Here is a 25,053-nt window from a genome sequence, read left to right on the forward strand (position 1 = left end):
ATTTTGCATTTCAATAAATTTTATATTAGTTGCCATGTTTCGATAAGCTGAAAAATAAGGTAAATAAACAGGGGGAGTTATAATAGTATGCCAGTTTTTGAGCTAATTCTGTACATCATGGCGGTTGTAGTGCTGTCGTCATTCTTGGAGCGTTTTATACCGAGAGTTTCAGTGCCGCTTGTGCAGATAACCATGGGTGTTATAGCTTCAGAACTGCCTTTCTTCCCAAACGTTACTCTCGATCCAGAGCTTTTTATGATCGTAATTGTTGCGCCTTTAATTTATTTTGAATCGCGTGAGATAAATAAGTTAGCGTTATTGTCTTCATTTAAATACTCAGCAACTCTTGCTGTTGGTTTAGTACTGGCAACTATGGTCGCAGTTGCTGTGCTTTTACCTGCAATATGGTCATTTATACCGATTGCCGCTGCAGCTGTGTTAGGGGCAGCTTTGGGACCGACTGACGCTGTGGCAGTAAGTGCGTTAAGTCATGAAGTATCGCTTACTGACAAACAATTTAGCGTACTACAGGGTGAATCACTGTTTAATGATGCGTCCGGAATCGTAGGCTTCCAGTTTGCAGTTCTTGTTGCTGCGTCTGGTGTTTTCGATATCACGCCAGCACTAAGCAGTTTTGCATCAAAATTCTTTGGTGGAATTGCAATTGGCGTATTTGTAGGATTAGCTGCAAACTGGCTTTTTGAAAAGATTAGATCTTTAGGTTGGGAAACTACAAAAACAAGAATATTAATGGAACTATTTTTGCCGTTCCTGCTCTACATGGGTGCTGAAGGTGTTGGCGCTTCTGGAATGCTAGCGTTAGTTACCGCAGGATTACTAGCAAGATTTGATCGTTCTGGAGTAGGTCCGAATGTTTCGCGCACTAATATTGTTGCCAATAGCGTGTGGAGTGTTCTTTCGTTTGGGCTGAATGGTGCAGTTTTTGTTCTTCTTGGCATTGCTTTGCCAAAAGTTGTAAGTTCAAGTTGGAATGATTATGGTGTTAATAACCTGTTGCTTGTGGCTATTATTGCTGTAACGTTGCTTGCGGTTGTTGGCATGAGGTTCTTATGGATGGTCACCATGGTTCGCATCGCAAGATCTTCTCAATTCCAATTAACAGGCGGATTAAAATCTGCTGTAATTATGACTTTAGGTGGAGCAAAAGGAACCTTAACTTTAGCGTTAATGTTCACATTACCGGTGAAGTTTCCACTTAGGAATGAACTTATTTTTATATCGGGAGTAGTGATCGTGGTTACGCTACTTATGGCGAACTTCTTGTTACCCATGATTTCTCCCAAAAAGAACGATACTGAACTTGAGGAAGTTACTCCTATTGCCATTGAAGTGCTTAGACGTACGGTTGAAGAATTAACCTCTAGTATTACTAACGAAAATCGTCGTGCAGTATTGTCTGTTGTTGACTCTTATACCGAACGAATTGAACGTTTAAAGCAAAATATTGGGCATAGAGACTCCAAAGAATATTTGGATTTGCGCATTGAAACTCTTAACTGGGAAAAAGATTATATTAAGCAGCGTTTGCGTAAGCTGAAGCAAGCTTGTTCTTTATCGAAACAGGAATTGCTGGAGGTTGAAGCTTGTGAGCGTCTGTTGGATCAAATTATGAATTCTTTACGTCACATTCACACTGATAGGCAGTTGGGAACCCTCATGTGGCATGTTCGCGGAAGGTTAAGAGCATTACAGCGTCGTATTGGAACAGTCATAATGCGAGTAAGTAATATGATTCGCAGAACAGCTCCACTCTTACAAGAAGACGTTATTTTTGTGCATATTCGTCAGTTGCATATTGAAGTTATTCAGCACGTTATTGAACGACTATATAATGTCATGAGCAATCAGGAATACGCAGCTGAGTACTGTTCTGCACTTTTGCGCGAGTACAGGAGTGTTGAACGATTGTTGCGTTCTAGACCTAATGTGAGCTTGAGCGTGCGTTTAATCGAAAATATTGAAGAAGTAAAGCGTGAAAGTTACGCAATAGAGTTACGTATAATTCATGACATGTACGAAGATGGGGATATTACGCGAATGCAAGAGCGGCAATTGCGCAATAACGTGTACGTTATGAACGTTGATGCTAACGTGGATATGTAATTATTGGACGTATCATAAACTGTTAAGCGGTTTGCTACCATAAAAGCTATGTATTTCTTTACTCCGAGGCGCTGCGAATCTACCCAAAAAATCATGTACAAGAATAAAGGGCAGGCTCTTATGGCAGCGGAGCAAAGTTTGCGAGAGCGTGGAACACAGTTATGGGTTTATGCTTGTGAATATTGTGGTTGCTGGCATTTGACGCATAAAAACCCGGTAAATCGCATGTATTCCGATATGCGCTCGCCATCCGCAAGCACGAAGCCTAAATCTAGAAAGCGCGGGTACAAGCCAAGACGGCGTTAAGTTAAAACGGCACTAAATTAAAACGGTGTTAAATCTTATGCAACATTAAAACCTTGCCTTGCAACCTGCTCAACATCTTCTGCTTCGTGTTTTTTGGCAATATCGTCTGCTGCTATAGCAAGAATTTGCGCGCTGAAAGCGTCAACCGGTCTGCTAGTATTTCGCAAATCGTAATATTGATGCACGCGATTGTCGAAATCGGCAAGATTCTCTAGTAATTCAGCATCGTCAGCAGGGTAAGTGTTTTCAAAAATCTGCATGCTAGTACTCATGCGCGGCTTTAATTCCGGATTTTGTGCAGGCTTACCAATTGCCAAGCCGAGCACGGGATACGTGTATTCAGGCAAATCCAAAATATCAATAAGCTGAGTTCTACTGTTCAAAATTGAACCGAGGATTACGCAACCAAGACCCAAAGATTCCGCGGCAGTTTCCATGGTGTGAAGTGCCAAAATGACGTCGTTTTGAGCTTGAGTAAAGCGGTAACGAGTTTTAAGCATAAATTCGTCGCTGCCTGTATCGATGCCATTTTTTTGTGCAATTGCAGCGTTTCTGTGCTGGTCAATAATAAAAACGTACAACAGCGGAGCTGTAGCAATATATGTTTGATTGCCAATTTCGGAAAGCTTCTGCTTAATTGAGCTATTCGTAATTTTAATCGCTGACCAGTCGTTCAAAAACTGGCTGCAAGCAGCGCGTTGAGCCACGGTTTCAAGAGTCGCGACTGTATCTTCGTCAATTGCTTCGCTGCAAAAAGCGCGAATAGATCGGCGGTTCAGTAGAGTATCAATAGTTTCGTTGTGACGTAAGTTTTGCACGTTATTCTTATTCCTTACTTTCCTTATTCTTCGATTATTTCTGCATTTAGTTTCATTTGTTCAAAATTAGAATTTATTTTTTCGAAACTGTCGCTTTCTTTGCCTCCGCGCAACATAAGACAAGGTTCCGTGACTTACTAAGCGACCAACAATCGTAGTAAGAATCGCAGAAAATACTGCAAATCCAAGAGACATTAGCAATGGTTCTTCTTGCTTAACACGTTGCTTTTGTGTGATTTTTTCTTTAGAAAGATTGTTAGGACGATTATTAGAGTTTAAATTGATTTTTCTAGTATCAACATGTTTTTCCCATATTAAGTGCGCAATCTGTCCAGCTATAAACGTTGCAAAAGACGGAAGTGCGGCTTTAAGCAACGAATCTCCTAAAGTATTTGGATTTTTTAATCGGCGCTCGCGAAGCGCATCAATCTTACGATTCGCTGCATTCAGTCGTTGCACGGTAGCTTGAGTCACACGATGGTTTCGTTGAGTTTTAGTATTAGCCGATGATAATTGCGTCATATTTTCTATGTTAATGGTAACGAAATACCAATTTTGGCGGTACCATGGAACAGTAATCTTGATTTGCGGCAAAGTGGCTGCAAGTTAAGAAATGCTTACGTAAAGCAATCGTGCTGCTAGGCGTCCAGTGCGATGTGTGTACATGGCGCTGGTGAGGAATGTGAAGACTATGCAAAATAACGGCACTAAAGAATCCTCTCAGAAAGAATGCTCGAAGCAGGGTTGCTTGGTGTTACTTCGTCACGGTCAAACCGCTTGGAGTGTGTCTGGTCAGCATACTGGGCGCACGGATTTGCCTCTTACTGAAGTTGGTGTTGAGCAAGCAAAAGAGGCTGGTGCTAGATTGCAGCGTGTGTTCACAAAAGGTTTTGATGAGGATTGTGTGCTTGTAAGCCCGCTTCGTCGCGCGCAGCAAACAGCTCAGTTTGCTGGATTTGCTTCGTATACAATTTGCGATAGCGCGCTGGAGTGGGATTATGGTGCTGCTGAGGGTCGCACGCGCGCTGATATTTCTAAACTAAGTGGAGTTGAGGCGTGGGATGTGTGGAAACATGGTCCTAAAGTTCTTCCTTTTCACATGGTTAGTGATGCTAAAGAAGTGCTTCCTAGTGGAGAGACAGTGGATGTGCACAGGACTTCTGGAGAAAGCTTGCAAGAGGTTTCGGATCGTACTCAAAAGATTATTGATATGGCAATGCCTAAATTGAAATTAGGTAAGGACGTGCTTGTTGTTGCGCATGCTCATGTGTTGCGTATTCTTACTGCGCGCTGGCTTGGAATAAACCCAGATTTTGCGCGACTTCTTCGTATGGATACCGCGCATTATTCTGTGTTGGGCACGTATAAAGGCGACAATGTAATTGTGCATTGGAATTGTTGAAATACGGTTTTAAAATTTCAGATATTTTCATATATTTTAGTGCGATTTGCGCAAATTTTTTGCAAAGATATTTATATATTTGAGTCTTGCGTTTGCTGTAATATTAGCTCACTACGGTGATTTAAATAGTATTCAATAGCAGTAATTAGTTAGTTCGTAAGAGATTAGCAGTATATGGAAAGGTTCGATGATGAGTCGTTCGGTTAAGTCGATTATTGCGCTAGTAGTTTGCGCTGTTTTGGCGGCTTGTGCGTTTACTGCTTTTGGTTTTTCTCAGTCTTTTGGCGCAAATGCCGATAGGTCTGCTAATGGGAAGGTTATTTTCTTCAACTTGAAGCCTGAAGCTACTGCTATGTGGGAAGAAGTTGCTAAAGAATACACAAAACAGACTGGTGTTACAGTAAGCATAGTTACACCAACTGGCGGTCAGTATGAAAAGAGACTTAAAACCGAAGTTGAGAAATATAAAGATAATCCAGATAGCATGCCTACGTTATTCCAGATTAACGGTCCTGTTGGCTACGCTAACTGGAAGGATTACACTGCTGATTTAACTAATTCCCCTCTTTATACGCAACTTAGCAATAAAAATCTTGCTTTTATGGATAACGGTAAGCCGGTTGCTGTGCCATATGTTACTGAAAATTACGGCTTGATTTACAACAAGGCTTTGCTTGCTAGGTATGCGGATCTTAAAGATGCAAAGTTGCAACCAGAAGAAAACGGCAAATCTTTTGAAGATCAAATAACTAATTTCGCTACGTTGAAGGCTGTTGCAGACGATTTGCAAAAGCGCAAGGATGAGCTTGGTATTGACGGTGCTTTTGCGTCCGCAGGTTTTGATTTAAGCTCCGACTGGCGTTTTAAGACGCATCTTGCAAATATGCCTTTGTATTATCAATTCGTTAAGAATAACGTTAATGGTCAGCCTCAGTCAATTAATTACGACTATGTTGATAATTTCAGGAAGATTTTTGACCTTTATATTTCTGATTCCACAACTCCTGTAAGCCAGTTAAGTACTAAAACTGGCGAGGATGCTGTTTATGAGTTTGCTCTTGGTAAAGCTGTGTTCTACCAGAATGGTACTTGGGCTTGGGGTGATCTTTCAAAAGCTGGCATAAAGCCTGACGATGTTGGCATGCTACCAATTTATATTGGTGCTAAGGGCGAAGAGAAACAAGGCATGGCTACCGGTTCGGAAAATTATTGGTGCATTAATAAAAAGACTTCAAGGCGGAATCAGGAAGCAACTAATGCCTTCCTTAATTGGTTACTTACTACAAATTATGGTAAGGATGCTTTAGCTAATAAAATGGGCTTTGCTGCTCCTTTCAAAGGTTTCCCTAAAGCAGAAAATCCTCTAGTTCAGGCTGCTGTTGATTACACTGCTAAGCCTGGCAAATTGCCTGTTAAGTGGGTGTTTGTTACTATGCCATCTAACGGTTGGAAAGACGATGTTGGCTCTGATTTGCTTACATACGCTCAAGCAACAAAAGACGGTATGACTTCTATTGGCGCTAATAAGGCATGGGCTACTCTTAAATCCGCGTTTGTTGATGGCTGGGCTAAGGAATATAAGATTGCTCATGGGCAGAGTTAGTTTAATTAAATAATTTGTTTTGAACTATAATCCTCAAGGGGTTGCACAATCGTTTGCTAAATTGTTGTGCAATCCCTTTAATTATTGCCAAAAATACGTGCTAATTTTATCGAATATATTAGTGGGTGGTGTTTTTATAATGACACGCGTCAATTTACTTATGCTATCGTTTGCAATATTGCAGCAGTTGAGGCATAATAAATATTGTCGATAAGGACACCGAGAGGTGTGGCAGTCCAATGACGGGATTGTCGGCATAGGAGAAAGGTTCGATGATGAATCGTACAATTAAATCAACAATTGCACTGGTAGCTTGCTCGGCAATGGCTTTTGGCGCGCTTGCAGCTTGCGGATCCTCCTCAAGTGACAGCTCTGCTAAAGGTAAGGTTTACTTCTTGAACTTTAAGCCAGAAGCTGCAGATCAGTGGAAGGAAGTAGCTAAGGCATACACCAAGAAAACAGGTGTTGAGGTTAAGGTTCAAACTGCTGCTTCCGGAACTTATGAGCAGTCTTTGAAGAGTGAAATCAGCAAGGGTAATGAAGCTCCTACACTCTTCCAGATCAACGGTCCAGTTGGTTACGCAAGCTGGAAGGATTACACTGCTGATTTGAAGGATACTGAGCTTTATAGCCAACTTCAGAACAAGGATATTGCTTTGAAGGATGGAGATAAGGTTGTTGGTATTCCATATGCAATGGAAACCTACGGCTTGATTTACAACAAGGCTTTGCTTAAGAAGTACACCGAGCTTAAGGATGCTAAGGTAAAGTCTGCTGAAGAAATCAACTCCTTCGATAAGTTGAAGGCTGTTGCAGATGATATTCAAAAGCACAAGTCAGATCTTGGCGTTGAAGGCGCCTTTACTTCTGCTGGTTTTGATTCCAGCTCTGATTGGCGTTTTAAGACCCACCTTGCAAATCTTCCTTTGTACTATGAGTTCAAGGAAGATCATGTTACCAAGCAGCCTGCAAAGGTAAAGGGTAGCTTCCTTGACGGTTATAAGAAGATTTTCGATCTTTACATTACTGATTCCACTACACCAGCAACAAAAATTGGTTCCAAGACTGGTGAAGATGCTAATGCTGAGTTCTCCCAGGGTAAAGCTGTGTTCTACCAGAATGGTACTTGGGCTTGGGGTGACCTCTCCAAGGCTGGTATGAAGGCTGAAGACCTTGGTATGCTTCCAATTTATATTGGTGCTAAGGGCGAAGAGAAGCAAGGCTTGGCAACTGGTTCTGAGAACTATTGGTGCATCAACGAGAAGACGTCTGACGCTAACAAGAAGGCAACTAAGGACTTCTTGAAGTGGTTGCTTACTTCCGATGCTGGTAAGGATGCTTTGTCTAAGAAGATGGGCTTCACTACTCCATTCAAGAGCTTCGCAGATATCAAGTCTGACAACCCATTGACTCAGGCAGCTGTTGAAGATGCTAAGTCTGGTAAGACTCCAGTAAGCTGGAACTTCACCGTAATGCCATCTGATAACTGGAAGAACGACCTCGGCTCTGCTTTGCTTGAGTACGCTCAGGGCACTGGCAAGTGGGATAAGGTTAAGACAGCGTTTGTGGATGGTTGGGCTAAAGAATATTCTCAAGCTCACGAAGATGACTAATAAACAAACAGACGTTACACCTGCTGACGTAAGCAAGCAAAGGTGACGTAAGAAAATCCGCTAGGATACTGGCACATCACAGTGCTAAGTCCTAGCGGATTTTGTTATTTCGATATTTTCTAGAAAAAAACTATAAAAGGTCTATTCTTTTAATAATGCAGCTGTGCTTGAACGCACAATAAGTTGCGCTGGAACAATGCGATACTGATCTTCAACTTTCTCTGCGTTTATAAGCGCAAGCGTGATATTTGCCGCAGTAGAAGCAATATCAACTGGATCCTGTCTAATAGTAGTTAAGCCAGTTTCATGCGCGTAAAAACTATCGTCAAAACCAATAATTGACACATCTTTTGGAGTAGAATACCCGCTGCGTGCAAGCTGAAACATAAGCGGTATTGCAATACCATCTTCTTGGCATGCAATTGCTGTTGGCATAATTGAACTTCCAAGAAGCATAGAAACTATGGCACTTATGCGATCAGAATTAGCAGGTGCCACAATTTCTGTAGGTGTGATCCCGCTATTTTGGCATTCATCAATAAAAGAATGGTAACGTTGCAATACGCTGAAATGTAGTGAAACGTCACGAGTTGTGCGCACATATGCAATATTGCGATGCCCTAAACCGATTAAGTGGCGTGCCATAAGTCTTGCACCTTGGTCATCGTCAATATTGATAGTCGCGTCAAAATCGCATTTTTGTGGATATAAGCAGTTTATGCCAACAATTGGCACGCCTGTTGATTTAAGTTGTGCGATTTCGTTGGTATTTACGTCAAAGGAGCACACAACAACGGCGTCAGCATTACGTCTAGTTGGGAGCATTGTGAAAAATTCACTACGCTCTTTACTGCTGGAAATCTGAAAAATAGACAAATCATATCCAGCTGTGTGGAATACTTGATTCAATCCTTGAATAATAGATGCAGAAAACCATAGACGAATTTGATCGCTAATCAATAAAGCGATGCGCAAGGTTTTACCAGATTTTAGTGCTGCTGCAGATTTCGAAATAGAAAAATTCAATTGTTCGGCAATGGCCAATACTTTATTGCGAGTGGATGCAGATACTAAGTTCGGTCGTGTAAATGAACGCGACACAGTAGAAACTGACACATGAGCTTTATTCGCTACATCTTGAATATTTGCCGACATGTGAACTCCTTTATTCGCGTATAACAAACGTGTAGCACAGCCTTGTGTTTAATTGTTTAGTGCGAACTTTTATAGTTCGAAACAAACAAACGTTTGCAGACATTTCTATTCTAGCAAATTTTGCTGGAATGCCAACGATAATAAGCAATTTTTTTAAAACTAAATTCTGATATTTGTTTGAAGTGACATATCGAAAATGACAACGTTTGACATAGCTAATTCATGTAGTAGAATGAAGTTATTGGTTCGGGACAGCGATGTCTACGTGGATGTCGCGCTCAAGGAGGAGAAAGTGACGAGTCATGATTAGTATGAGCGGAAAAGCAATACGTAAATGGTGGTGGTTATTTGCGCTGCCAACGTTTGCTGCGTTTGTTGTTGGCTTCTTAGTGCCATTTATTATGGGTGTGTACTTGAGCTTTAGAAAATTCACTACTGTGACTGATGGTAAGTTTGTGGGTTTTCGTAACTACTATAGAGCTTTAAAAGATCCGCATCTTGTTTATTCGTTTTTGTTCACAACGCTTTTTGCAGTTATTACAACAATAATTATTAATGTTATTGCTTTTGCAATTGCGTACATGCTTACTAAGAAGTTCAAGGGCACGACGATATTCAGAGCCGTGTTCTTTATGCCAAATCTTATTGGCGGTATCGTTTTAAGCTATATTTGGCAGCTCTTGTTAAATGGTATACTCGGCTACTTCAATCGTACGATTACGTTCTCTGAAGTATTCGGTTTCTGGGGCCTTGTGATTGTTGTTTGCTGGCAGCAAATTGGCTATATGATGATTATTTATATCGCAGGAATGCAGGCTCTTCCAGGAGATGTTATGGAAGCAGCTGCTGTCGATGGTGCAAGCCCAAGGCAGACTTTATTCAAGATTACTATTCCATTGATGATGCCTTCTATTACTGTTTGCACATTCTTAACAATTACCAACGGCTTCAAGCTTTTCGATCAGAACTTCGCATTAACTAACGGTGGTCCGTCAAGGAAAACAGAGATGTTAGCTCTTAATATTTATAGAACTTTCACTACTCCAAGATGTGAAGGCGTTGGTCAGGCTCAGGCAGTCATGTTCTTCATTGTCGTGGCTGTTATTGCTATGGTTCAGAATATGCTCACTAGGTCGAAGGAGGTAGCGGCATGAACGAGAAAACAAAGCATCCTGCGTTATGGACTGTGCTGTTCACTCTTATAAGCTTGTTATGGATTTTCCCTATAGCTTTAGTGGTACTGAATTCTTTCAAGTCTAAGGTTGATATTGCAAGCAATCCTTTTACTTTTAGTTCAAAATCGTTTGTTGGAATGTCTAACTACGTATTAGGTTCAAATCGTACTGATTTTCCGATGAGTTTCCTCTGGACCATTGTTGTAACTGTTGGTTCTGTGATTCTCATTCTTCTGTGCACGTCAATGTGTGCATGGTGGATTGTTCGTGTGAACAATTGGGCAGCAAAACTTCTATACGTTTTGTTCCTGTTTAACATGATTGTGCCATTCCAGATGGTTATGTACACCCTTGCTTACATTACGAACACTTTGAAGTTGAATACTCCATGGGGATTGTGGATTATTTACTTAGGCTTTGGTGCAGGACTTGCAGTGTTTATTTTCACTGGTGTGATTAAGGGTATTCCGCAAGAACTCGAAGAGTCTGCAATGATTGATGGTGCTTCTGTGCCACGTATATTCTTCCAGATTATTGTGCCGATTATGCGACCTGCTATTATTTCGGTTTCAATCTTGCAGGCAATGTGGATTTGGAATGACTTCCTGCTTCCATTCTTGACGCTCGATCTCAACAAGTATAAGACTATTTCTATAGCTGTTCAGTATTTGAAGGGCGGCTATGGATCTGTCGAGATGGGCGCAATGATGGGCTGCTTGGTTATGGCAATTGTTCCAATCATAATCTTCTACCTCATCTGCCAGAAGTACATTATTAAAGGTGTTATGTCTGGTGCAGTAAAGGGATAAATTAATTCTCCTCCAAAATTCAAGTGGCAGTGAAAGCGGCGGTGTGTGCATACTATTACGTTTGTGCACACCGTCATTATTTTTAATAGTTACGTTAGTTTGTAATTAGGTGGTAGAGTTCGTTATTAGAGTATCTATAGATAGTAAAGCATAGGAATTGCGTCATAAAACCAGGAGATAGTATAGAATGATTTTCTCGTTTGGAAGCCCAGATTCAAAGTTTGCGCAAAGCATGGAAACATTTGCTGATGCCGTGTGGCTTACAATATTGATGATTTTAACAAGCATTCCTTTAATTACTATCGGTGCTTCTCTTTGTGCCGGTCATGATGCTGCAAGACGTACAGAGCAAGGTGAAGGACATATTACTGCAGCTTATTTTCGCGCGTTTGCTAGCAATTTTTTGGAATCTACTATTATTTGGGCTGTAATGGGACCAGTTTTGCTTGCTATTATTTGGCTATGGCTTTGCGTGTGGTCTACTCCACTTTTAATTATTAAATTTATTCTGAGCATATTGTGGGTTATTGTTGCCGAATGGGTGTTTGCATTACAAGCGCGTTTTAAAAATTCRATTGATAAAACAGTGGTTAATTCTCTTATTTTTGGTATTTCGTATTGGAAAGAAACTCTTATAATGACACTGCTAGATATAGTGTTTATTGTGTTAATATTTGCATCAATCGTATATTTGCCGCAGGGTTTGCCTTTGTTGGTATTCATTGGTTGGGGATCGCTTATTATGCTGCATACTCCGATTTTAGAGCGTGTATTTGCAAAGTATATTAAGAAGTAATTTCTGCGTTATGGCGTGACGACCTGCTTGAGCGCAGCATTGTGCGCGCGAAAGCAACTCGGAGTGCCGAGCTTGCTTAGGGTTGAAAGCACGGTGTGCTTTCAACGCAAGCGAGGTCTGCCTTCGTCAATAAAGACGAAGGCAGGGCAGGTTTGTGTGGCTGTGCTTTAGAAATTAGGTTGTGACTGGTGTGCGCTGATGACCTGCTTGAGCGCTGCGATTTAGCGCGCGAGTGTTGCTGCTTATTTGTGTTATTGACGCAGATTACGTACTGCGCGAGTAACGGTGTTGAGGCAGGGGGTTTGCTTCTTACTCCATAACCCCATAATTAATGAGGCGAGCACTATTATAGATGCTCGCCTCACATAGGACATCATGTAAGAAATATTTTGATTTGCTACTATGCAAATCATATTCCTTACGAGGGGGGGAAATAGAGTCAGTTCATCGGTAAACCAACTATTAAATTATACATGCTTCCGTGTATTTTCGCCGCGCATAACTGCCGTCATAGATAGCACTCGTGGTGACTTAAATACTTCATCGGTGTGAACTACACGACCATCAGCATCAGCAAGTGGAATACGCCAGTTTGGATACTCTGTACTAGTTCCAGGCTGATTCTGTGAACGCTTCTCGCCGACAGCATCAACCAAAGCTACTTGCAAAAGCAAAGATGGGGAAGTGAGCATAATTGCATGCATAGCTTCCACAATCTCTTGTACATGACCTTCAACATCCTCAGCAGCATCTTTGCTAATCCAACCGTTCTCAAGAAGCATCTTCATCATTGCATCGCGTTCAGCTTGAGCAGCCTCCTGGAACGTTTCTACGGAGTCTGTAAGCAGATGAAGTTGCTCGCGAAGCTTGACATGCTCAAAGGCAAGATAACCAGCTGTAGGTGGCATATCGTGCGTAGTAACGGAAGCAAGAGCATACTCTCGATATGTAGACGGATTAGCAAAAATAATTTGCTTCTTTCCAGCCTTCTTAGTAGTGGCTTCAGCTTCGTCGTCGTGGGTGAACCACTCAACAACAGTGCCAAGCACGCCATGAGATGCAAGAACCTTAGAAACATACTTCGGCACAGTGCCCAAATCTTCGCCAATAACAACACCGCCTGCGCGAGTTGCTTCAATAGTGAGAACTGCGAGCATTGCATCTACGTTGTAGTACACATACGCGCCGTTTCTAGCACCCTGTCCTTGTGGAATCCACCATAAGCGGAACAATCCAAGAACGTGATCAATACGAGCAGCTCCTGCATGCAAGAACACGTTATGAACCATGTCTCGGTAAGCAATATAGCCAGTTTCATCCAAATAATTTGGATCGAATGGAGGTTGACCCCAATCCTGACCTTGCTGGTTGTAGAAATCAGGAGGAGCACCGACGCTTACACCATTAGCAAATCGTTCCGGACTCCACCAAACGTCAGCACCGTAGCCGTGTACGCCAACTGCCATGTCTTGCATAAGACCAATTGCCATACCAGCAGCTTTAGCTTCAGCGTGAGCTGCAGCAACTTGCTCATCAGCAATCCACTGAAGCCAACGATGGAACTCAAACAAGTCAGCATGTTCGCGCTTAAGTCGCTCAATTTGCGGAGTGCCTTTGCCTGTAGTGTCAAACCACAAATTCTCGCCCCAAGGAGCGCCCCAAACCTCAAACGCAACACACCAAGTTGCAAAGGCGTCAAGATCTTCACCAGAACGATGCTTAAACTCACTAAACTCGCGCTCGCGCTCGGTAGAACGAGGTTGCTTGAAAATAATACGCAACGCAGGAAGCTTGGCATCCCATGCAGCGTTGATATCTATAGGATTTGGATTATTGTTTTGAGGAGCAATAGACTCATGCAATTGCTCTACTTTAGCAAGATCTTCGCCACTTAATTCAGCATATTCCGGAATATCTTGCGGACGAATATAAGTGACATTCAAGAACCTACGAGACTCAGGCAAGTACGGTGAAGGCTCAAGAGGTGTTACTGGAGCGCACGCATGAATTGGATTAATCAGCATAAAATCAGCCTTGCCGATTTCTCCAGCATCCTTAAGTAGGCGACGCAAATCGCCATAATCGCCAATTCCCCAAGAATCTTTTGAACGCACAGAATACATTTGCGTCATGAATCCCCAACGGTGCTTTTGCTTAACGCTTTCAGGCAATGGAATACGCGCAGGTGCGGCAATCAATGTGGCATCAGCATGTTGAGCCGTCTCGCCATTCGCGCTGATTACTTTGGCATGCAAAGTGTGGTAGCCCATTGGCAAATCATCCGGAAGTTCAATGAACAAGTCTCCATCGTCTTCGGATTGAATATCGCCTAACGAGTCTTCATAATCTGTTCCATCTTCGAGTGTAAGAGAAATGTGAATTTGCTCTTTTTTGGCATCTCCTGCGTGAATTGGTACGCAAGTTTTTGCGCCATTAAACGAAACGACAGTTGGTGGCAATAACTCGCTAGAGCGTTTGCGCTGAACCTTCTCGTATGAAATTGCAATATTGTCTTGAGTGTCGGCAGGCATGCCTAATGCATCAAGTACTCCAACTAATGCTTCATCTGTAATTTCGGTGTAGCTTCCTTGCTGATCAATATAAAAAGTGGCAACGCCGCACGCCTTAGCAAGCTTAATAAGTGGACGTGCAAGACGTTCTGCGCTTTCTTCCATAGGCTTATCAGCATCAGCTTTGCCAGTAGCTGTTGTTGTCATGGTGCTCCTTCTACTTTATGATTTGGCACATTCCTAACATCGTCGTAAGCGTGCCAAATGTGCAACTATGGCGATAGCGTGTAAATCAATACATCTCTGGATTGAAATACACCCTGCCTGTCAATTATATAAATACCTGACATCGTTTGCAAATTAGCGTTGCGACATATTTGCTAGTTTTTATAAGTAATTGCAACTAAACACAAGTGTTGTGATTACTCATGTTTAGTTGCAATCGTCTGACAGTTTATTATTTTTTTACTTACTAAAACGCAATTACTTGTTGCTAAGCACAACAAAAGTTCTGATAGGCAAGTGTAGGGTAGCAGCGCTTTTTTCAGTTGTAATATTTACCGCGGTGTCAGGTTGTTTTCCAGTCCACTTAGCAAAATAATCACTTGAATTAAGTACGCAATGCCACTCTTGAGCCTTTGCGCTATGAATAGCAGGTAGCTGAATAGTTGCATCTTCATGATACATAGGATTTGCGCAAACAATTAAATTATTGCCAATGCGCGTAGCCAAAACAGTATGGTTAGACGTTTCAAGTTGTTTGCGTTTGCCATCATACAATGAGCTATATTCAGCGCGAAGCTTTATAAGTGCACGATACCATTGAACAAGCGGATTGAAACGTTCAGCGCGCGCCCAGTCAAGCTGGTTCATTAGTACACCGCGATTATAAGAATTATCGCAACCGTGCTTAGTACGTCCAAACTCTTCTCCGCTTAGCATAAACGGCGTGCCTGCAGAGCACAAAACAATTCCAGCTGCAAACATATTAGCGTTCAAAATATCCGCAACTTGTTGTGCATCTTGAGCGTCAAACTCAAAATCGCTAGCATTCTCGCGCATAGAGATACAAAGCTTATCCCAGAAAGTCAAATCGTCGTGAGCAGAAGTATATTGAACAATCTGTCCAACTTCTTTACCTGCAGAAGGAGTATCACGCCATGCATTAAGAGTTTGGCGAGCCGCATCTGAGCACCAGAGCTCATTGCCATTTACATACCCGCGGTCGAGATGGTTCATGACGTTGCCTTTGAGGGAATCGCGAGACTCGTCACTAAACCAGCCTATGCGCTCGTTAAGAGTGCTTCTGCCGTCTTTATCTCCCATCGGAACTTTTTCATCAACAGCAGGGTCCGAAGCACTCCACGGTTCTCCATACATAACAATATCTTTACCGCCAGGAAGCTCATCTAATGCAGCTCGTGCCTGATTTAAGGTTTCAGTATCAGTCAATCCCATAAGATCAAAACGGAAGCCATCAATGTGATAGCAGCGTGCCCAATGCAGCAAAGATTCAATAATAAACCTGCGGAACATAGGATGTTCAGAAGCCATTTCATTTCCACAGCCAGAGCCGTTAGCAAAAGATCCGTCAGAGTCTCGCCTGCAGAAATACCCAGGAGCCATGCATTCGAAAGCGTTTTCTGCAGACTTGTACATGTGATTATAAACAACATCCATAATTACGCGTTGGCCATTAGCATGTAATGCCGCAATCATTGCTTTGCATTCGCGAATTCGCGCAGTGCCGTCGTAAGGATTGCTAGAATAAGCACCTTCAGGAACGTTGTAAGCGTGAGGATCATAACCCCAGTTGTATAGAGAATCTAATTCTTCTGCTGAAGCACCGTTTTTGCGCGCATTGTCGATTGCGGATTCGTCAACTGTTGCAAAATCGTAAATAGGTTCGAGTTGCACATGAGTAATGCCAAGCTGCTTTAAATAATCCAAGCCAGTAGGGAAGTTGCATTCAGAAGAATCTGGATTTTGCAAAGATGTATGTTCATCAGTAAAAGCGAGATATTGGCCTCTATGCTCTGGCTTAAAGCCGCCATTAGGATTGCTGCTGAAATCTGCAACATGCGTTTCCCACACAACCATTGCATGACGCACAAACTTAGGAGACTTATCTTTATGCCAATTGGCAGGAGACACTCGCTCATCGTCTATGACAAGGCTGCGCTCACCATTTACACCGCTTGCTACACCCCAAGGGTCACTAGTTCGATTTACTGTGCCATCTTGGAAAGTAACAAGATAATCGTAGTATATGCCGTCTAAACGCTTACGGAAATTAATCCGCCAAGCTCCGTCATGCAACGGTTTAAATTCGTGTGTTTGAATTGGCTCACTGTTGTTTCCGGTTTCAAAAAGTCTTAACGTCACATTCTGTGCAGTTGGTGCCCATACAGTAAATGTTGTAGATTTAGCGTTTAAAGTAAATCCAAGAGGTCCTTCGTATACAGGCCATGTTGCCGAAGATGGAGTCGTCATATAGGGTATCCTTCTTCCTTCGCTATTTTGCGAATTGTCTAAATTTTCTAAATTATTTAWTYKGCGGGCTGCGGATAAGATAGTCAAATGCAGATAACGCAGCATTGGCTCCAGAACCATACGCTGTAACAATCTGCTTATACGGTTCGTCTGAACAATCTCCAGCAGCAAAAACACCCGGAGTATCAGTGCATCCAGCGCGATTCGTAATAATTTCTCCTCGATTATTGAGAGAAATATTATTTACAAGCCAACGAGTATTCGGAGCTAAACCAATTTGCACAAAAACCCCATCGGTTTCAACAATATGTTCTCTGTTTTCATCATCGTCTGCTTTATTGCGATCTATGTAACGTATTGCAGTAACTTTACTACCATTACCTTCAATACTACTTACGGCAGCACTCGTAATAACTTCAGCGTTAGGTAATTTATGCAAAGTATTAAGCAATACTTGATCAGCTTTAAGCACATCCATGAACTCAACCACCGTCACATGTTTTGCAACTCCTGCTAAATCAATAGCAGCTTCAACACCAGAATTTCCGCCGCCAACAACGACAACATTCTTATCTTTGAAAAGTGGGCCGTCGCAATGAGGGCAGAATGATACGCCTCTATTCCTATACTCATCTTCTCCAGGAACGCCCAACGTACGCCAAGTCGCGCCAGTTGCAATAATCACTGCACGCGCTTTCAAAGATCCGCCAGAACGCGCATGAATAGTATGTAACCCATATGGTTCCTTAGATAAATCGAGCGAGTCTGCCCAATCAGGAGTAAATACGTCAATATCGTATTGCGAAATATGCTTAGTTAAATCTGCTGCTAGTTGAGAACCAGTCGTATGCGTTTGGGAAATATGATTTTCAATACTTTCAGTTTCTACAACCTGTCCGCCACGATGATCCATAATCATAGCTGTACGCAAACCCTTACGAGCAGTGTAAATTGCGGCAGCAGAAGCAGCAGGACCGCCGCCAGCAATAACAATATCGTATGGATTTTGCGAATTCATTTTTTCTGCGAGCGCAACATTTGCCGAAGAAACGCTATTACCATTATTGCCATTCTCATTTTGCTCAACAGATTTTTCTTGTTCTGCGAGCACAGATACAAGTTCGTCAATTCCTGCCCGTCCGGAGGAAATAAGTTTGCCATTTTCAAAAACTGCTGGCACGCTCATTACACCGAGTTTATCTACTTCTTCACGGAAAGCGCTACCTTCAACTACAGTATGCTGGATTTTAGGGTTAATAATAGAAATGGTGTTAAGCGATTGCACAACTTCTGGGCAATTCAGGCAAATTACCGACATGTATGTTGTCACATTGTGTGAACCAAGCTTTAGTATTGCATCGCGTTGCTCATCACTAATTTTTGGCGCATAGCCACTTACTTGTAGAAGTGCTAGTACTAAAGAGCTGAATTCGTGCCCTAAAGGCAATCCCGCAAAACTAACCGATACAGTAGATTCTCCATTTACTGGATTATCTAGTTTTCTACGCAATTCAAAGCTTGGCTTACGCTTTACATTGCTAATTTCATTATTATTTACTTCAGAAATACTGATTTTGTCACTTTGCTGAGATACTTCTTCCAGTAAGGATTTAACTTTTTGAGATGTTTCAGAATTATCAACGTAAGAAATGATTTCTATTTTAGATACCATCTTTTTTAGTAATTCTGAAAGCTGAGCAGTTAATGATGCATTCAACAAAGACATAGTTTACTTCCTTCCGCAATTTTAGTCACAAGCAAAAATAAGAGAAATGCGTAGGAAACTATGAACGTAGCTCCCTACGCATTGAGATGATTCTTTAAAAAAATATTCTTTAATATTTAATTGCAAAAATCAGATTTTGCCGACTAAATCGATAGAAGGTTCCAAGGTTTCTTCGCCCTGCTCCCATTTTGCTGGGCAAACTTCGCCTGGGTGCGCTGCAATATACTGTGCTGCTTTAACTTTACGAAGCAGCTCGTCGGCGTTACGACCAATTCCGTCTGCGGTCATCTCAAAGAACTGAATCACACCTTGCGGATTCACGAGGAATGTAGCTCGGTGAGCTAAACCGGATTCTTGATTCCAAGCGTCAAAATTACGCGAAAGAGCTCCGGAAGGATCACCCAACATAGTGTACTTTACTTTTGCAATTGCTTCAGAATCGTCATGCCATGCTTTGTGTACAAAATGTGTATCCGTAGAGACTGAGTAAACTTCAACGCCTAGCTTTTGCAATTCCTCATAGTGGTTTGCAAGATCTTCCAATTCAGTTGGGCATACGAATGAAAAATCAGCTGGATAGAAGAAGAAAATTGCCCATTTGCCAAGAACATCAGTATCACTTACTTCAACAAATTCGCCATTCTTATAACCATTTACTTTGAATGGAAGAATATGTGTGTTCATTAAACTCATATCATTCTCCTAAATAGGTCATTTGCGCCTTCGTTGCGCTTTTATTTTCATTATTAAGAATAGATTATGGCTATTGATAATTCTAGTTATATAGATGTTTTCTATGACTCTTATACACATCGTCAATGATTTTAGTAAACAAAAAAGGAGCAACAACATTTATTTAGAAGTATGGACTTTTGTTTATGTAGACTATACAATTGATGAACTGTGTAGAATAGCAATTGTGGCGGCAAAATAAATTTCGATTAATTTATATAACGCACGTAGTTAACAAAGAGGTGCTACAAATCGTAAACAGTCGTCCTATACATTTGTTGACTACAAAACTAAACAAAATATGGGAGGATACTATGAAACGCAATGCAGTAACAGGGTTTTTAACTAGCCTATGCATGCTCTTGAGCCTATCTGCTTTCGCAATGCCAGCAATGGCAACAACCGCAGATAATTATGCAAAAACTCCACTTACTGCTGAAACAGCTAAACAAATCGCAAATGGAACTATAGGCTTAGATTTACCTGGGGCTTTGGATATGTCTTTATATCACAAGAAGCCTCTTGATCCACAAGCTGATTTAGATGGTGACGGCTTAACTAATAGTCAGGAAATTTACACTTACACTAAAGACGGTAAGACTTATTATGGGTACAATTCTCACCCTATGATGAACGATACCGATGGCGATGGTATTCCAGATAATCAAGACAGCAATCCTCGCAGGTGGGATATTAGTCCTCGCGATATGGCTTTATTCTCTGAACTTTCTTATCGAGATGATAATTACATAAATAAGGTACTCGATTACACTAAACCGCTTCACGACATTTACAAAAATCGCAGTGAGTACCGCCTTATGCACAACGAGCTTGCACCATTCTGGAAAGTTAAGGAAACCTACCACAAAAGGGGAGGATTTGATGCTGTTTTGTTTGAAAATGTAAGTCCATACCCATTCTTAGAACAAGGCACTGTTCAAGTACTAGCAATTCGTGGAACTTCCCAATTTAATGATTACGATGATGATTTTGCAATAGCTGTAGGTCATAACCCAGATCAAGCTAAAGATGTTGAGCAGTTGATTGAGCGTTATGGTCGCGAAAATACTGTTAGCAATTTGTATATTACCGGACATTCCCTCGGAGGATATCTTGCACAGCGTGCTTTAATTCGTGCTAAAGGCAAAGGCTACAACTGGATTAAGAAAATTTACACATTCAATTCACCACAAATTTGGGGAAATATTTTCAACCGTTGGTTGCGTGCCGTCGCCAATACTGGCGATAAGCTCACTCGAGAAGGTTACGCTGTTCATTACAAAGTAGACAACGACAAGGTTATTCGTTCTGTTGGCAATTTTGCTGGAGCTATAAGCGTCAGCAATTCTGCGCAAGGACATAGCTCTCGAAGCTATCTTGAGGCCCGTATGAACAATTTCCCAGGTTTCACCGTAGGTACTAGAGGAGATATTTCTGGCACTGGACGTTGGATGGAAGAACTTAACAACTTCTACGATGTTCGCACGTTCTAATTACTGCTAATTAATGATTATTAATTAGCACCAGCAATAGATAGCTATCTCGTGTAATTTATTAACAATAAGCTAAGTGCTGATTTACCGATGATTCATTAATATCACAAGTAGCTCAGTGCTTTTCCTATATCAATTAATCTAATGAAATTCTTTCCTATTACACCGCATCAGCTTAAGTATTAACTTTTGGTACTTATTAAAATTATCTGATTCAACTAGATACAATTTTATAAAGTTGTTAAATCTGATAAAACCAACACGTTGAGCTAAATCTGTTGTGCTGCTCGCAAAAATATTTTCAAAATAAAGTAGAAGTCTGTACAAAAAGTAAGGAATAGCAGTATGAGAAAAGTAAGTACCGTTCACACAATTAGTGGAATTGTATTAACTTTTGGTTTGATCATTTCATCGCTGGTTTACATACCTTCGCTAGCAACAACCGCAGCGGCAGAAGAAACATCACCAGTGCACGTACCTCTTACCGCACAAACCGCTCACGACATTTCTACTGGTCGAATTCGTTTGGAAAATAATCAGATTGATTCTTTGCTTTACCATAAAGCCGCGCTAGATCCAGATCAAGATAGCGACGGCGACGGTCTGAAGAACAGCGAAGAGCTTTACACTTACGTAAAAAACGGACGCACATATTACGGATATAATTCGCATCCACTTATTAAGGACACCGACGGCGACGGATTAGATGACAAAAACGATAGCAATCCTCGCAGGTGGGATATTAGCCCTCGCGATATGGCGCTTTTTATGGAGCTTGTGTATAGGGAAGACAGCTACGTCAAAGAAGTACTTGACTACTCAAAACCGCTCAGGATTATTTATGAAAATCGCAATGAGTACCGCCTTATGCACAACGAGCTTGCACCATTCTGGAAAGTTAAGGAAACCTACCACTTCGGGAGTGGGTTTGACGCTATCCTTTTTGAAAATGTGAATCCTGCGTACCCATTTATTAAGCAAAACGGCGTGCAAGTATTAGCAATTCGCGGCACTAAAGGCGCAACAGATGTATGGAATGATGTCTTGCTTGGAACTGGCTCAAACCCAGGCCAAGCTGCTGATATAGATAAATTAATTGATGAATATAAACAAAAGAACACTGTAAGCAATTTATATGTTACAGGTCACTCTTTAGGTGGGTACTTAGCACAAAGAGCCTTAATTCGAGCTAAAAGTAGTGGCGCAACTTTTAATATTAAAGCTTATACTTTTAACGCTCCGAGAATCAAAGGTAATATATTCAACAGATGGCTTTGGGAAACATCTGATTTTGGCGATAAACTAACTAAAGAAGGTTATGCCGTTCATTATAAAGTTGATAACGATACAGTAATAGGCGGAATAGGAAATTTCGAAGGTGCAATAAGCGTAGGAAGTTCTGGAGCCGGTCATGGATCCAGAAGCTACTTTGAGCCTAGAATGAATGCTTTCCAAGGATTCACAGTTGGCGAACGCAATAAAATTGAGGGAACCGGTCGCAAAATTGATGCACTCGACGGATTAGTTAACGAACCAGTTATTAAAACTGACGAACAAGCTTTCGAACCTAAAATTACGAATATTGACATTATGGAAAATGATCCATTGCCAAAAGGCACAACAATAAAGCATCTTCTTAATCCTAACGATATACCGCAAGGCTCTACCATTACAGACATTACAGAATACGACAAAATTGACACTTCTCAATGCGGCAACTACGAAGGGAAAATACTACTCGYACTATCTGGTAGAATATTAAAAACTATTATAGTTCCAATAACCATTCATAAACGATTGGCTAATATCGAGGAACTTCCAAATGTTACTGCTGAACCTGGCAAGAAAATAGAAGTCAAAAAAGACAATAAAATCCCCGATAATTTCGACTTCAAACCATACTTAAAAAACTTACCAGAAAACAGCACAGTACAAGTTGTAAAACAACCAAACACAACAAACACTGGAGAAACAACATTTATCATAGAAATAACCTTTGCAAACAAAGCAAAACAGAAAGTAACTCTTAAAGCTCACGTTGTAGAAATCATTCCAGCAACACCACTAAACCCAGCTAAAAAGAGTATTACGTGGGCCGAGTTAATTCCTGCAAAGAAATCAACACCATGGATCGAGCTAACACCAGCGACACCAGCTCCAACACCAACTCCCGTACCTCCGACACCTGTTCCACCGACACCGGAACCAACGCCTTCGCCTACGCCGACACCGACGCCTGATCAACAACCTGCAGTGCCTCTGCAGCCGAAACCAAACCCGGTGAATCCAACACCCGTTCCGCCAAAACCTGCGCCTAAACCAGAGCCACAACCTGTTCCACCAACACCAGAATCTCATTCTGGCAACAGTGAGCACTCTAGCAATGGCGAATCTGATAAGTCTGCAAATAGCACAACCCCACAGACTAATAAGTTCGATCAAGACCATAAGGAAATTCCAAGCATGGGATTTCCCGGACCAACGCATCCTTCCAAAACTCTACAAACTCCTGCAGTTAGTAACGATTCTATGCGCGAAAACCACATAGAGCTTAACGCAAACTCAGAATCACACACATTACAGCAACAGATTCCATCAGCACCAAAGAGTATTGCAGATTTACTTCCAGCGTTGTGCAACACTCTCACCGTCGGGAATAATAACATTGCTTATGCGGGAAAAAACAACCATATCACTGTTACAGTAAATGCAACATCAGAATTCATGCGCAGATTACAACTAGAAAAAGCAGTAAAAGCTTATGCCTACATATATTCCAACCCTAAACTTCTTTATAGCGCAAATGGAATGAAATATGTAACAGTTCACATTAATGAATATGGCAGAATTGTATTCGACGTAGTTATCCCGGAAGACTATAAAGGCAATCATACGATTGTCCTTATTGACGAAAACGGTAAACAAGTTGCGTGGACGAATACTTTAGTAAAGAAAGACCTCCATTTACACAAACAATCCACAATAGCCAATAATGCACTCCCTCGTACTGGAATACAAATAATTCCAATTGCACTTAGCGTTGCATTGATGCTGTTTGCTAGCACAATTGTGACAATTGCAAGAAAAAGAAAGTTTAACTAAGCGTAAGTTGTAGTTTTTATACATCCAATGTACAAAAACTACAACTTATACAATTTTACAATCTGAATGGAGCGGATGACGGGAGTCGAACCCGCCTCTGAAGCTTGGGAAGCTTCCATTCTACCGATGAACTACATCCGCATGCTGTAACTAAAAGTAAACTAGTTTCAACAACCATCTAAGGGTATCATGCACAGCTTACCGCTTCAATATTTAGGAATCAGTTTATGAACTCAATAAACAAGACAAGCAAGTTCAACAAACAAAATATTCATGCAGCAATGCTCATTAAACGCCCAATCCTATCCTGAACAGTAGGACGCGCAGTACACAAATGCACAAGCGCAGGGGCGTTATTATTCCATGGACAAATAATCATCAAAGAAGCAACAGCCTGCAATCCAGCAGTAGATTTCATCTCGTGAAGCTGCATGCCGTAAGTAATTTTATTAAGTGCGGAAGCAAGCGCAGCAAAATCTCCAGTAATTTCACTACTTCCCTTATCTGCGTCAAATTCACGCGAACCAGGAATAATTGCATTGATAATAACAGAAGCAATAGGAGCGAATAAAATATTCAAAAACTTACCAATAAATTTGCAATACTTGCGAATATCACGACGATATGTATCACCGACATAAACAAGCCAAGAACCAACGTACGTTAATACTGTTGCTGTAGCAGTAGCCAGCGAAGAAGCGAGAATATCATGATTATAAATATGAGTTAATTCATGACCAATAACACTACGTAACTCGCGCTCGTTAAGAATATTAATCAAACCACGAGTACAACATATACTCGCATGACGCTCACTTCTACCAGTTGCAAAAGCATTAGGACTTTCGTAGGGAGAAACCATTACTCGCGGCATAGGTTTACCAATTCGAGCAGATAAATCTCTGACCATTGCGTAAAGCACAGGCTCTTCTTCTTCACTAACCTCTGTAGCATGCATAGCAATAATCGCAAGCTTACTTGAGCACCAATAAGCAAAAACACTAAATGCAATACCAGGAATAATGAACCATATTAGTGAAGACAGATGCGAGCCAGTAAGAACCCAACATAAGGCAAGAAAAAGCCACACAACAACAAAAAATAGTGCGGCTTTTAAGCTGCCATAGTGTATTCTCAAGCCTTTCAACATATGAGCTATCTTAATAATGCGAACTTAAATTTTTCTGAATATATAC

18 protein-coding genes and 1 tRNA gene are annotated in these 25,053 nt (G+C 41.3%); 10 read left to right on the plus strand and 9 right to left on the minus strand.

Translation table 11 applies throughout. The features are described from left to right. Positions 1-87 precede the first annotated feature (87 nt). Positions 88-2,124 (plus strand): sodium:proton antiporter, encoded by a 2,037-nt coding sequence (locus tag A5295_RS01045; RefSeq protein ID WP_033888413.1) that lies wholly within the window; start codon positions 88-90, stop codon positions 2,122-2,124. A 48-nt stretch (positions 2,125-2,172) separates the two neighbouring features. Beyond that, positions 2,173-2,430, plus strand: a complete 258-nt coding sequence (locus A5295_RS06440; protein WP_076003106.1) for a hypothetical protein — start codon at positions 2,173-2,175, stop codon at positions 2,428-2,430. Positions 2,431-2,465: 35 nt separating this feature from the next. Here the strand turns inward: A5295_RS06440 and A5295_RS01050 are convergent, their stop codons facing one another. Continuing rightward, complete coding sequence (locus A5295_RS01050; RefSeq protein WP_064621492.1) at positions 2,466-3,248, minus strand: nitroreductase family protein; 783 nt, start codon at positions 3,246-3,248, stop codon at positions 2,466-2,468. A gap of 66 nt (positions 3,249-3,314) precedes the next feature. Further along, positions 3,315-3,770 (minus strand): DUF4235 domain-containing protein, encoded by a 456-nt coding sequence (locus A5295_RS01055; RefSeq protein WP_064621498.1) that lies wholly within the window; start codon positions 3,768-3,770, stop codon positions 3,315-3,317. Between the two features lie 169 nt (positions 3,771-3,939). On the opposite strand from A5295_RS01055, the gene A5295_RS01060 reads away from it, so the two are divergent. The 3 genes from A5295_RS01060 to A5295_RS01070 all read left to right on the plus strand — a co-directional run bounded on the left by A5295_RS01060 (position 3,940) and on the right by A5295_RS01070 (position 7,866). Then, complete coding sequence (locus A5295_RS01060; protein WP_064621493.1) at positions 3,940-4,650, plus strand: histidine phosphatase family protein; 711 nt, start codon at positions 3,940-3,942, stop codon at positions 4,648-4,650. Positions 4,651-4,837: 187 nt separating this feature from the next. Continuing rightward, the gene (locus A5295_RS01065; RefSeq protein ID WP_064621494.1) at positions 4,838-6,253 is read left to right on the plus strand and encodes an ABC transporter substrate-binding protein; all 1,416 of its coding nucleotides are present in this window, start codon (positions 4,838-4,840) and stop codon (positions 6,251-6,253) included. 272 nt (positions 6,254-6,525) lie between these two features. After that, positions 6,526-7,866 carry an ABC transporter substrate-binding protein gene (locus A5295_RS01070; protein ID WP_004108164.1) on the plus strand — a complete coding sequence of 447 codons (1,341 nt, stop codon included), beginning with the start codon at positions 6,526-6,528 and terminating at the stop codon, positions 7,864-7,866. 141 nt (positions 7,867-8,007) lie between these two features. On the opposite strand, the gene A5295_RS01075 is transcribed toward A5295_RS01070, so the two are convergent. Continuing rightward, the gene (locus A5295_RS01075; protein ID WP_033888411.1) at positions 8,008-9,021 is read right to left on the minus strand and encodes a LacI family DNA-binding transcriptional regulator; all 1,014 of its coding nucleotides are present in this window, start codon (positions 9,019-9,021) and stop codon (positions 8,008-8,010) included. 302 nt (positions 9,022-9,323) lie between these two features. Here A5295_RS01075 and A5295_RS01080 point away from each other — a divergent pair, with 302 nt between their 5' ends. The 3 genes from A5295_RS01080 to A5295_RS01090 all read left to right on the plus strand — a co-directional run bounded on the left by A5295_RS01080 (position 9,324) and on the right by A5295_RS01090 (position 11,801). Beyond that, the gene (locus tag A5295_RS01080; protein ID WP_004118392.1) at positions 9,324-10,175 is read left to right on the plus strand and encodes a carbohydrate ABC transporter permease; all 852 of its coding nucleotides are present in this window, start codon (positions 9,324-9,326) and stop codon (positions 10,173-10,175) included. Next, positions 10,172-11,005, plus strand: a complete 834-nt coding sequence (locus A5295_RS01085; protein ID WP_004104804.1) for a carbohydrate ABC transporter permease — start codon at positions 10,172-10,174, stop codon at positions 11,003-11,005. The genes A5295_RS01080 and A5295_RS01085 overlap by 4 nt, the downstream gene beginning before the upstream one ends. Before the next feature lie 187 nt (positions 11,006-11,192). Then, positions 11,193-11,801, plus strand: coding sequence for a DUF624 domain-containing protein (locus A5295_RS01090; RefSeq protein WP_012914533.1), 609 nt, complete (start codon positions 11,193-11,195; stop codon positions 11,799-11,801). A gap of 467 nt (positions 11,802-12,268) precedes the next feature. Here the strand turns inward: A5295_RS01090 and malQ are convergent, their stop codons facing one another. The 4 genes from malQ to ahpC all read right to left on the minus strand — a co-directional run bounded on the left by malQ (position 12,269) and on the right by ahpC (position 19,223). Then, positions 12,269-14,518: a 4-alpha-glucanotransferase gene (malQ, locus tag A5295_RS01095; RefSeq protein WP_012914531.1), complete on the minus strand. Its 2,250-nt coding sequence runs from the start codon at positions 14,516-14,518 to the stop codon at positions 12,269-12,271. 276 nt (positions 14,519-14,794) lie between these two features. Further along, positions 14,795-16,804: a type I pullulanase gene (pulA, locus tag A5295_RS01100; protein ID WP_064621495.1), complete on the minus strand. Its 2,010-nt coding sequence runs from the start codon at positions 16,802-16,804 to the stop codon at positions 14,795-14,797. A 52-nt stretch (positions 16,805-16,856) separates the two neighbouring features. Then, a complete protein-coding gene (ahpF, locus tag A5295_RS01105; RefSeq protein WP_064621496.1) occupies positions 16,857-18,530 on the minus strand; it encodes an alkyl hydroperoxide reductase subunit F in 1,674 nt (557 codons plus the stop codon). A 129-nt stretch (positions 18,531-18,659) separates the two neighbouring features. Further along, positions 18,660-19,223: an alkyl hydroperoxide reductase subunit C gene (gene ahpC / locus A5295_RS01110; RefSeq protein ID WP_012913675.1), complete on the minus strand. Its 564-nt coding sequence runs from the start codon at positions 19,221-19,223 to the stop codon at positions 18,660-18,662. A 353-nt stretch (positions 19,224-19,576) separates the two neighbouring features. On the opposite strand from ahpC, the gene A5295_RS01115 reads away from it, so the two are divergent. Together A5295_RS01115 and A5295_RS01120 are read left to right on the plus strand one after the other, a co-directional pair. Then, positions 19,577-20,755 carry an Mbeg1-like protein gene (locus A5295_RS01115; protein WP_012913676.1) on the plus strand — a complete coding sequence of 393 codons (1,179 nt, stop codon included), beginning with the start codon at positions 19,577-19,579 and terminating at the stop codon, positions 20,753-20,755. A 345-nt stretch (positions 20,756-21,100) separates the two neighbouring features. Further along, positions 21,101-23,857, plus strand: coding sequence for a Rib/alpha-like domain-containing protein (locus tag A5295_RS01120; protein WP_064621497.1), 2,757 nt, complete (start codon positions 21,101-21,103; stop codon positions 23,855-23,857). A 67-nt stretch (positions 23,858-23,924) separates the two neighbouring features. Here the strand turns inward: A5295_RS01120 and A5295_RS01125 are convergent. Beyond that, positions 23,925-23,998: transfer RNA gene (locus A5295_RS01125), tRNA-Gly, on the minus strand. A gap of 130 nt (positions 23,999-24,128) precedes the next feature. Continuing rightward, positions 24,129-25,007 (minus strand): M48 family metalloprotease, encoded by an 879-nt coding sequence (locus A5295_RS01130; protein ID WP_012913678.1) that lies wholly within the window; start codon positions 25,005-25,007, stop codon positions 24,129-24,131. Positions 25,008-25,053 lie beyond the last annotated feature (46 nt).

It is taken from the genome of Gardnerella sp. 26-12, assembly GCF_001660745.1.
GTDB classification, from domain to species: domain Bacteria; phylum Actinomycetota; class Actinomycetes; order Actinomycetales; family Bifidobacteriaceae; genus Bifidobacterium; species Bifidobacterium swidsinskii.

What these genes read in the sequence shown, in the direction of transcription:
- A5295_RS01115 (WP_012913676.1), top strand. Translation starts at nt 19,577, where the DNA reads ATGAAACGCAATGCAGTAACAGGGTTTTTAACTAGCCTATGCATGCTC.
- A5295_RS01075 (WP_033888411.1), bottom strand. Translation starts at nt 9,021, where the DNA reads ATGTCGGCAAATATTCAAGATGTAGCGAATAAAGCTCATGTGTCAGTT.
- A5295_RS01130 (WP_012913678.1), bottom strand. Translation starts at nt 25,007, where the DNA reads ATGTTGAAAGGCTTGAGAATACACTATGGCAGCTTAAAAGCCGCACTA.
- malQ (WP_012914531.1), bottom strand. Translation starts at nt 14,518, where the DNA reads ATGACAACAACAGCTACTGGCAAAGCTGATGCTGATAAGCCTATGGAA.
- pulA (WP_064621495.1), bottom strand. Translation starts at nt 16,804, where the DNA reads ATGACGACTCCATCTTCGGCAACATGGCCTGTATACGAAGGACCTCTT.
- A5295_RS01080 (WP_004118392.1), top strand. Translation starts at nt 9,324, where the DNA reads ATGATTAGTATGAGCGGAAAAGCAATACGTAAATGGTGGTGGTTATTT.
- A5295_RS01065 (WP_064621494.1), top strand. Translation starts at nt 4,838, where the DNA reads ATGATGAGTCGTTCGGTTAAGTCGATTATTGCGCTAGTAGTTTGCGCT.
- A5295_RS01045 (WP_033888413.1), top strand. Translation starts at nt 88, where the DNA reads ATGCCAGTTTTTGAGCTAATTCTGTACATCATGGCGGTTGTAGTGCTG.
- A5295_RS01070 (WP_004108164.1), top strand. Translation starts at nt 6,526, where the DNA reads ATGATGAATCGTACAATTAAATCAACAATTGCACTGGTAGCTTGCTCG.
- A5295_RS01055 (WP_064621498.1), bottom strand. Translation starts at nt 3,770, where the DNA reads ATGACGCAATTATCATCGGCTAATACTAAAACTCAACGAAACCATCGT.
- A5295_RS01060 (WP_064621493.1), top strand. Translation starts at nt 3,940, where the DNA reads ATGCAAAATAACGGCACTAAAGAATCCTCTCAGAAAGAATGCTCGAAG.
- A5295_RS06440 (WP_076003106.1), top strand. Translation starts at nt 2,173, where the DNA reads ATGTATTTCTTTACTCCGAGGCGCTGCGAATCTACCCAAAAAATCATG.
- A5295_RS01085 (WP_004104804.1), top strand. Translation starts at nt 10,172, where the DNA reads ATGAACGAGAAAACAAAGCATCCTGCGTTATGGACTGTGCTGTTCACT.
- ahpC (WP_012913675.1), bottom strand. Translation starts at nt 19,223, where the DNA reads ATGAGTTTAATGAACACACATATTCTTCCATTCAAAGTAAATGGTTAT.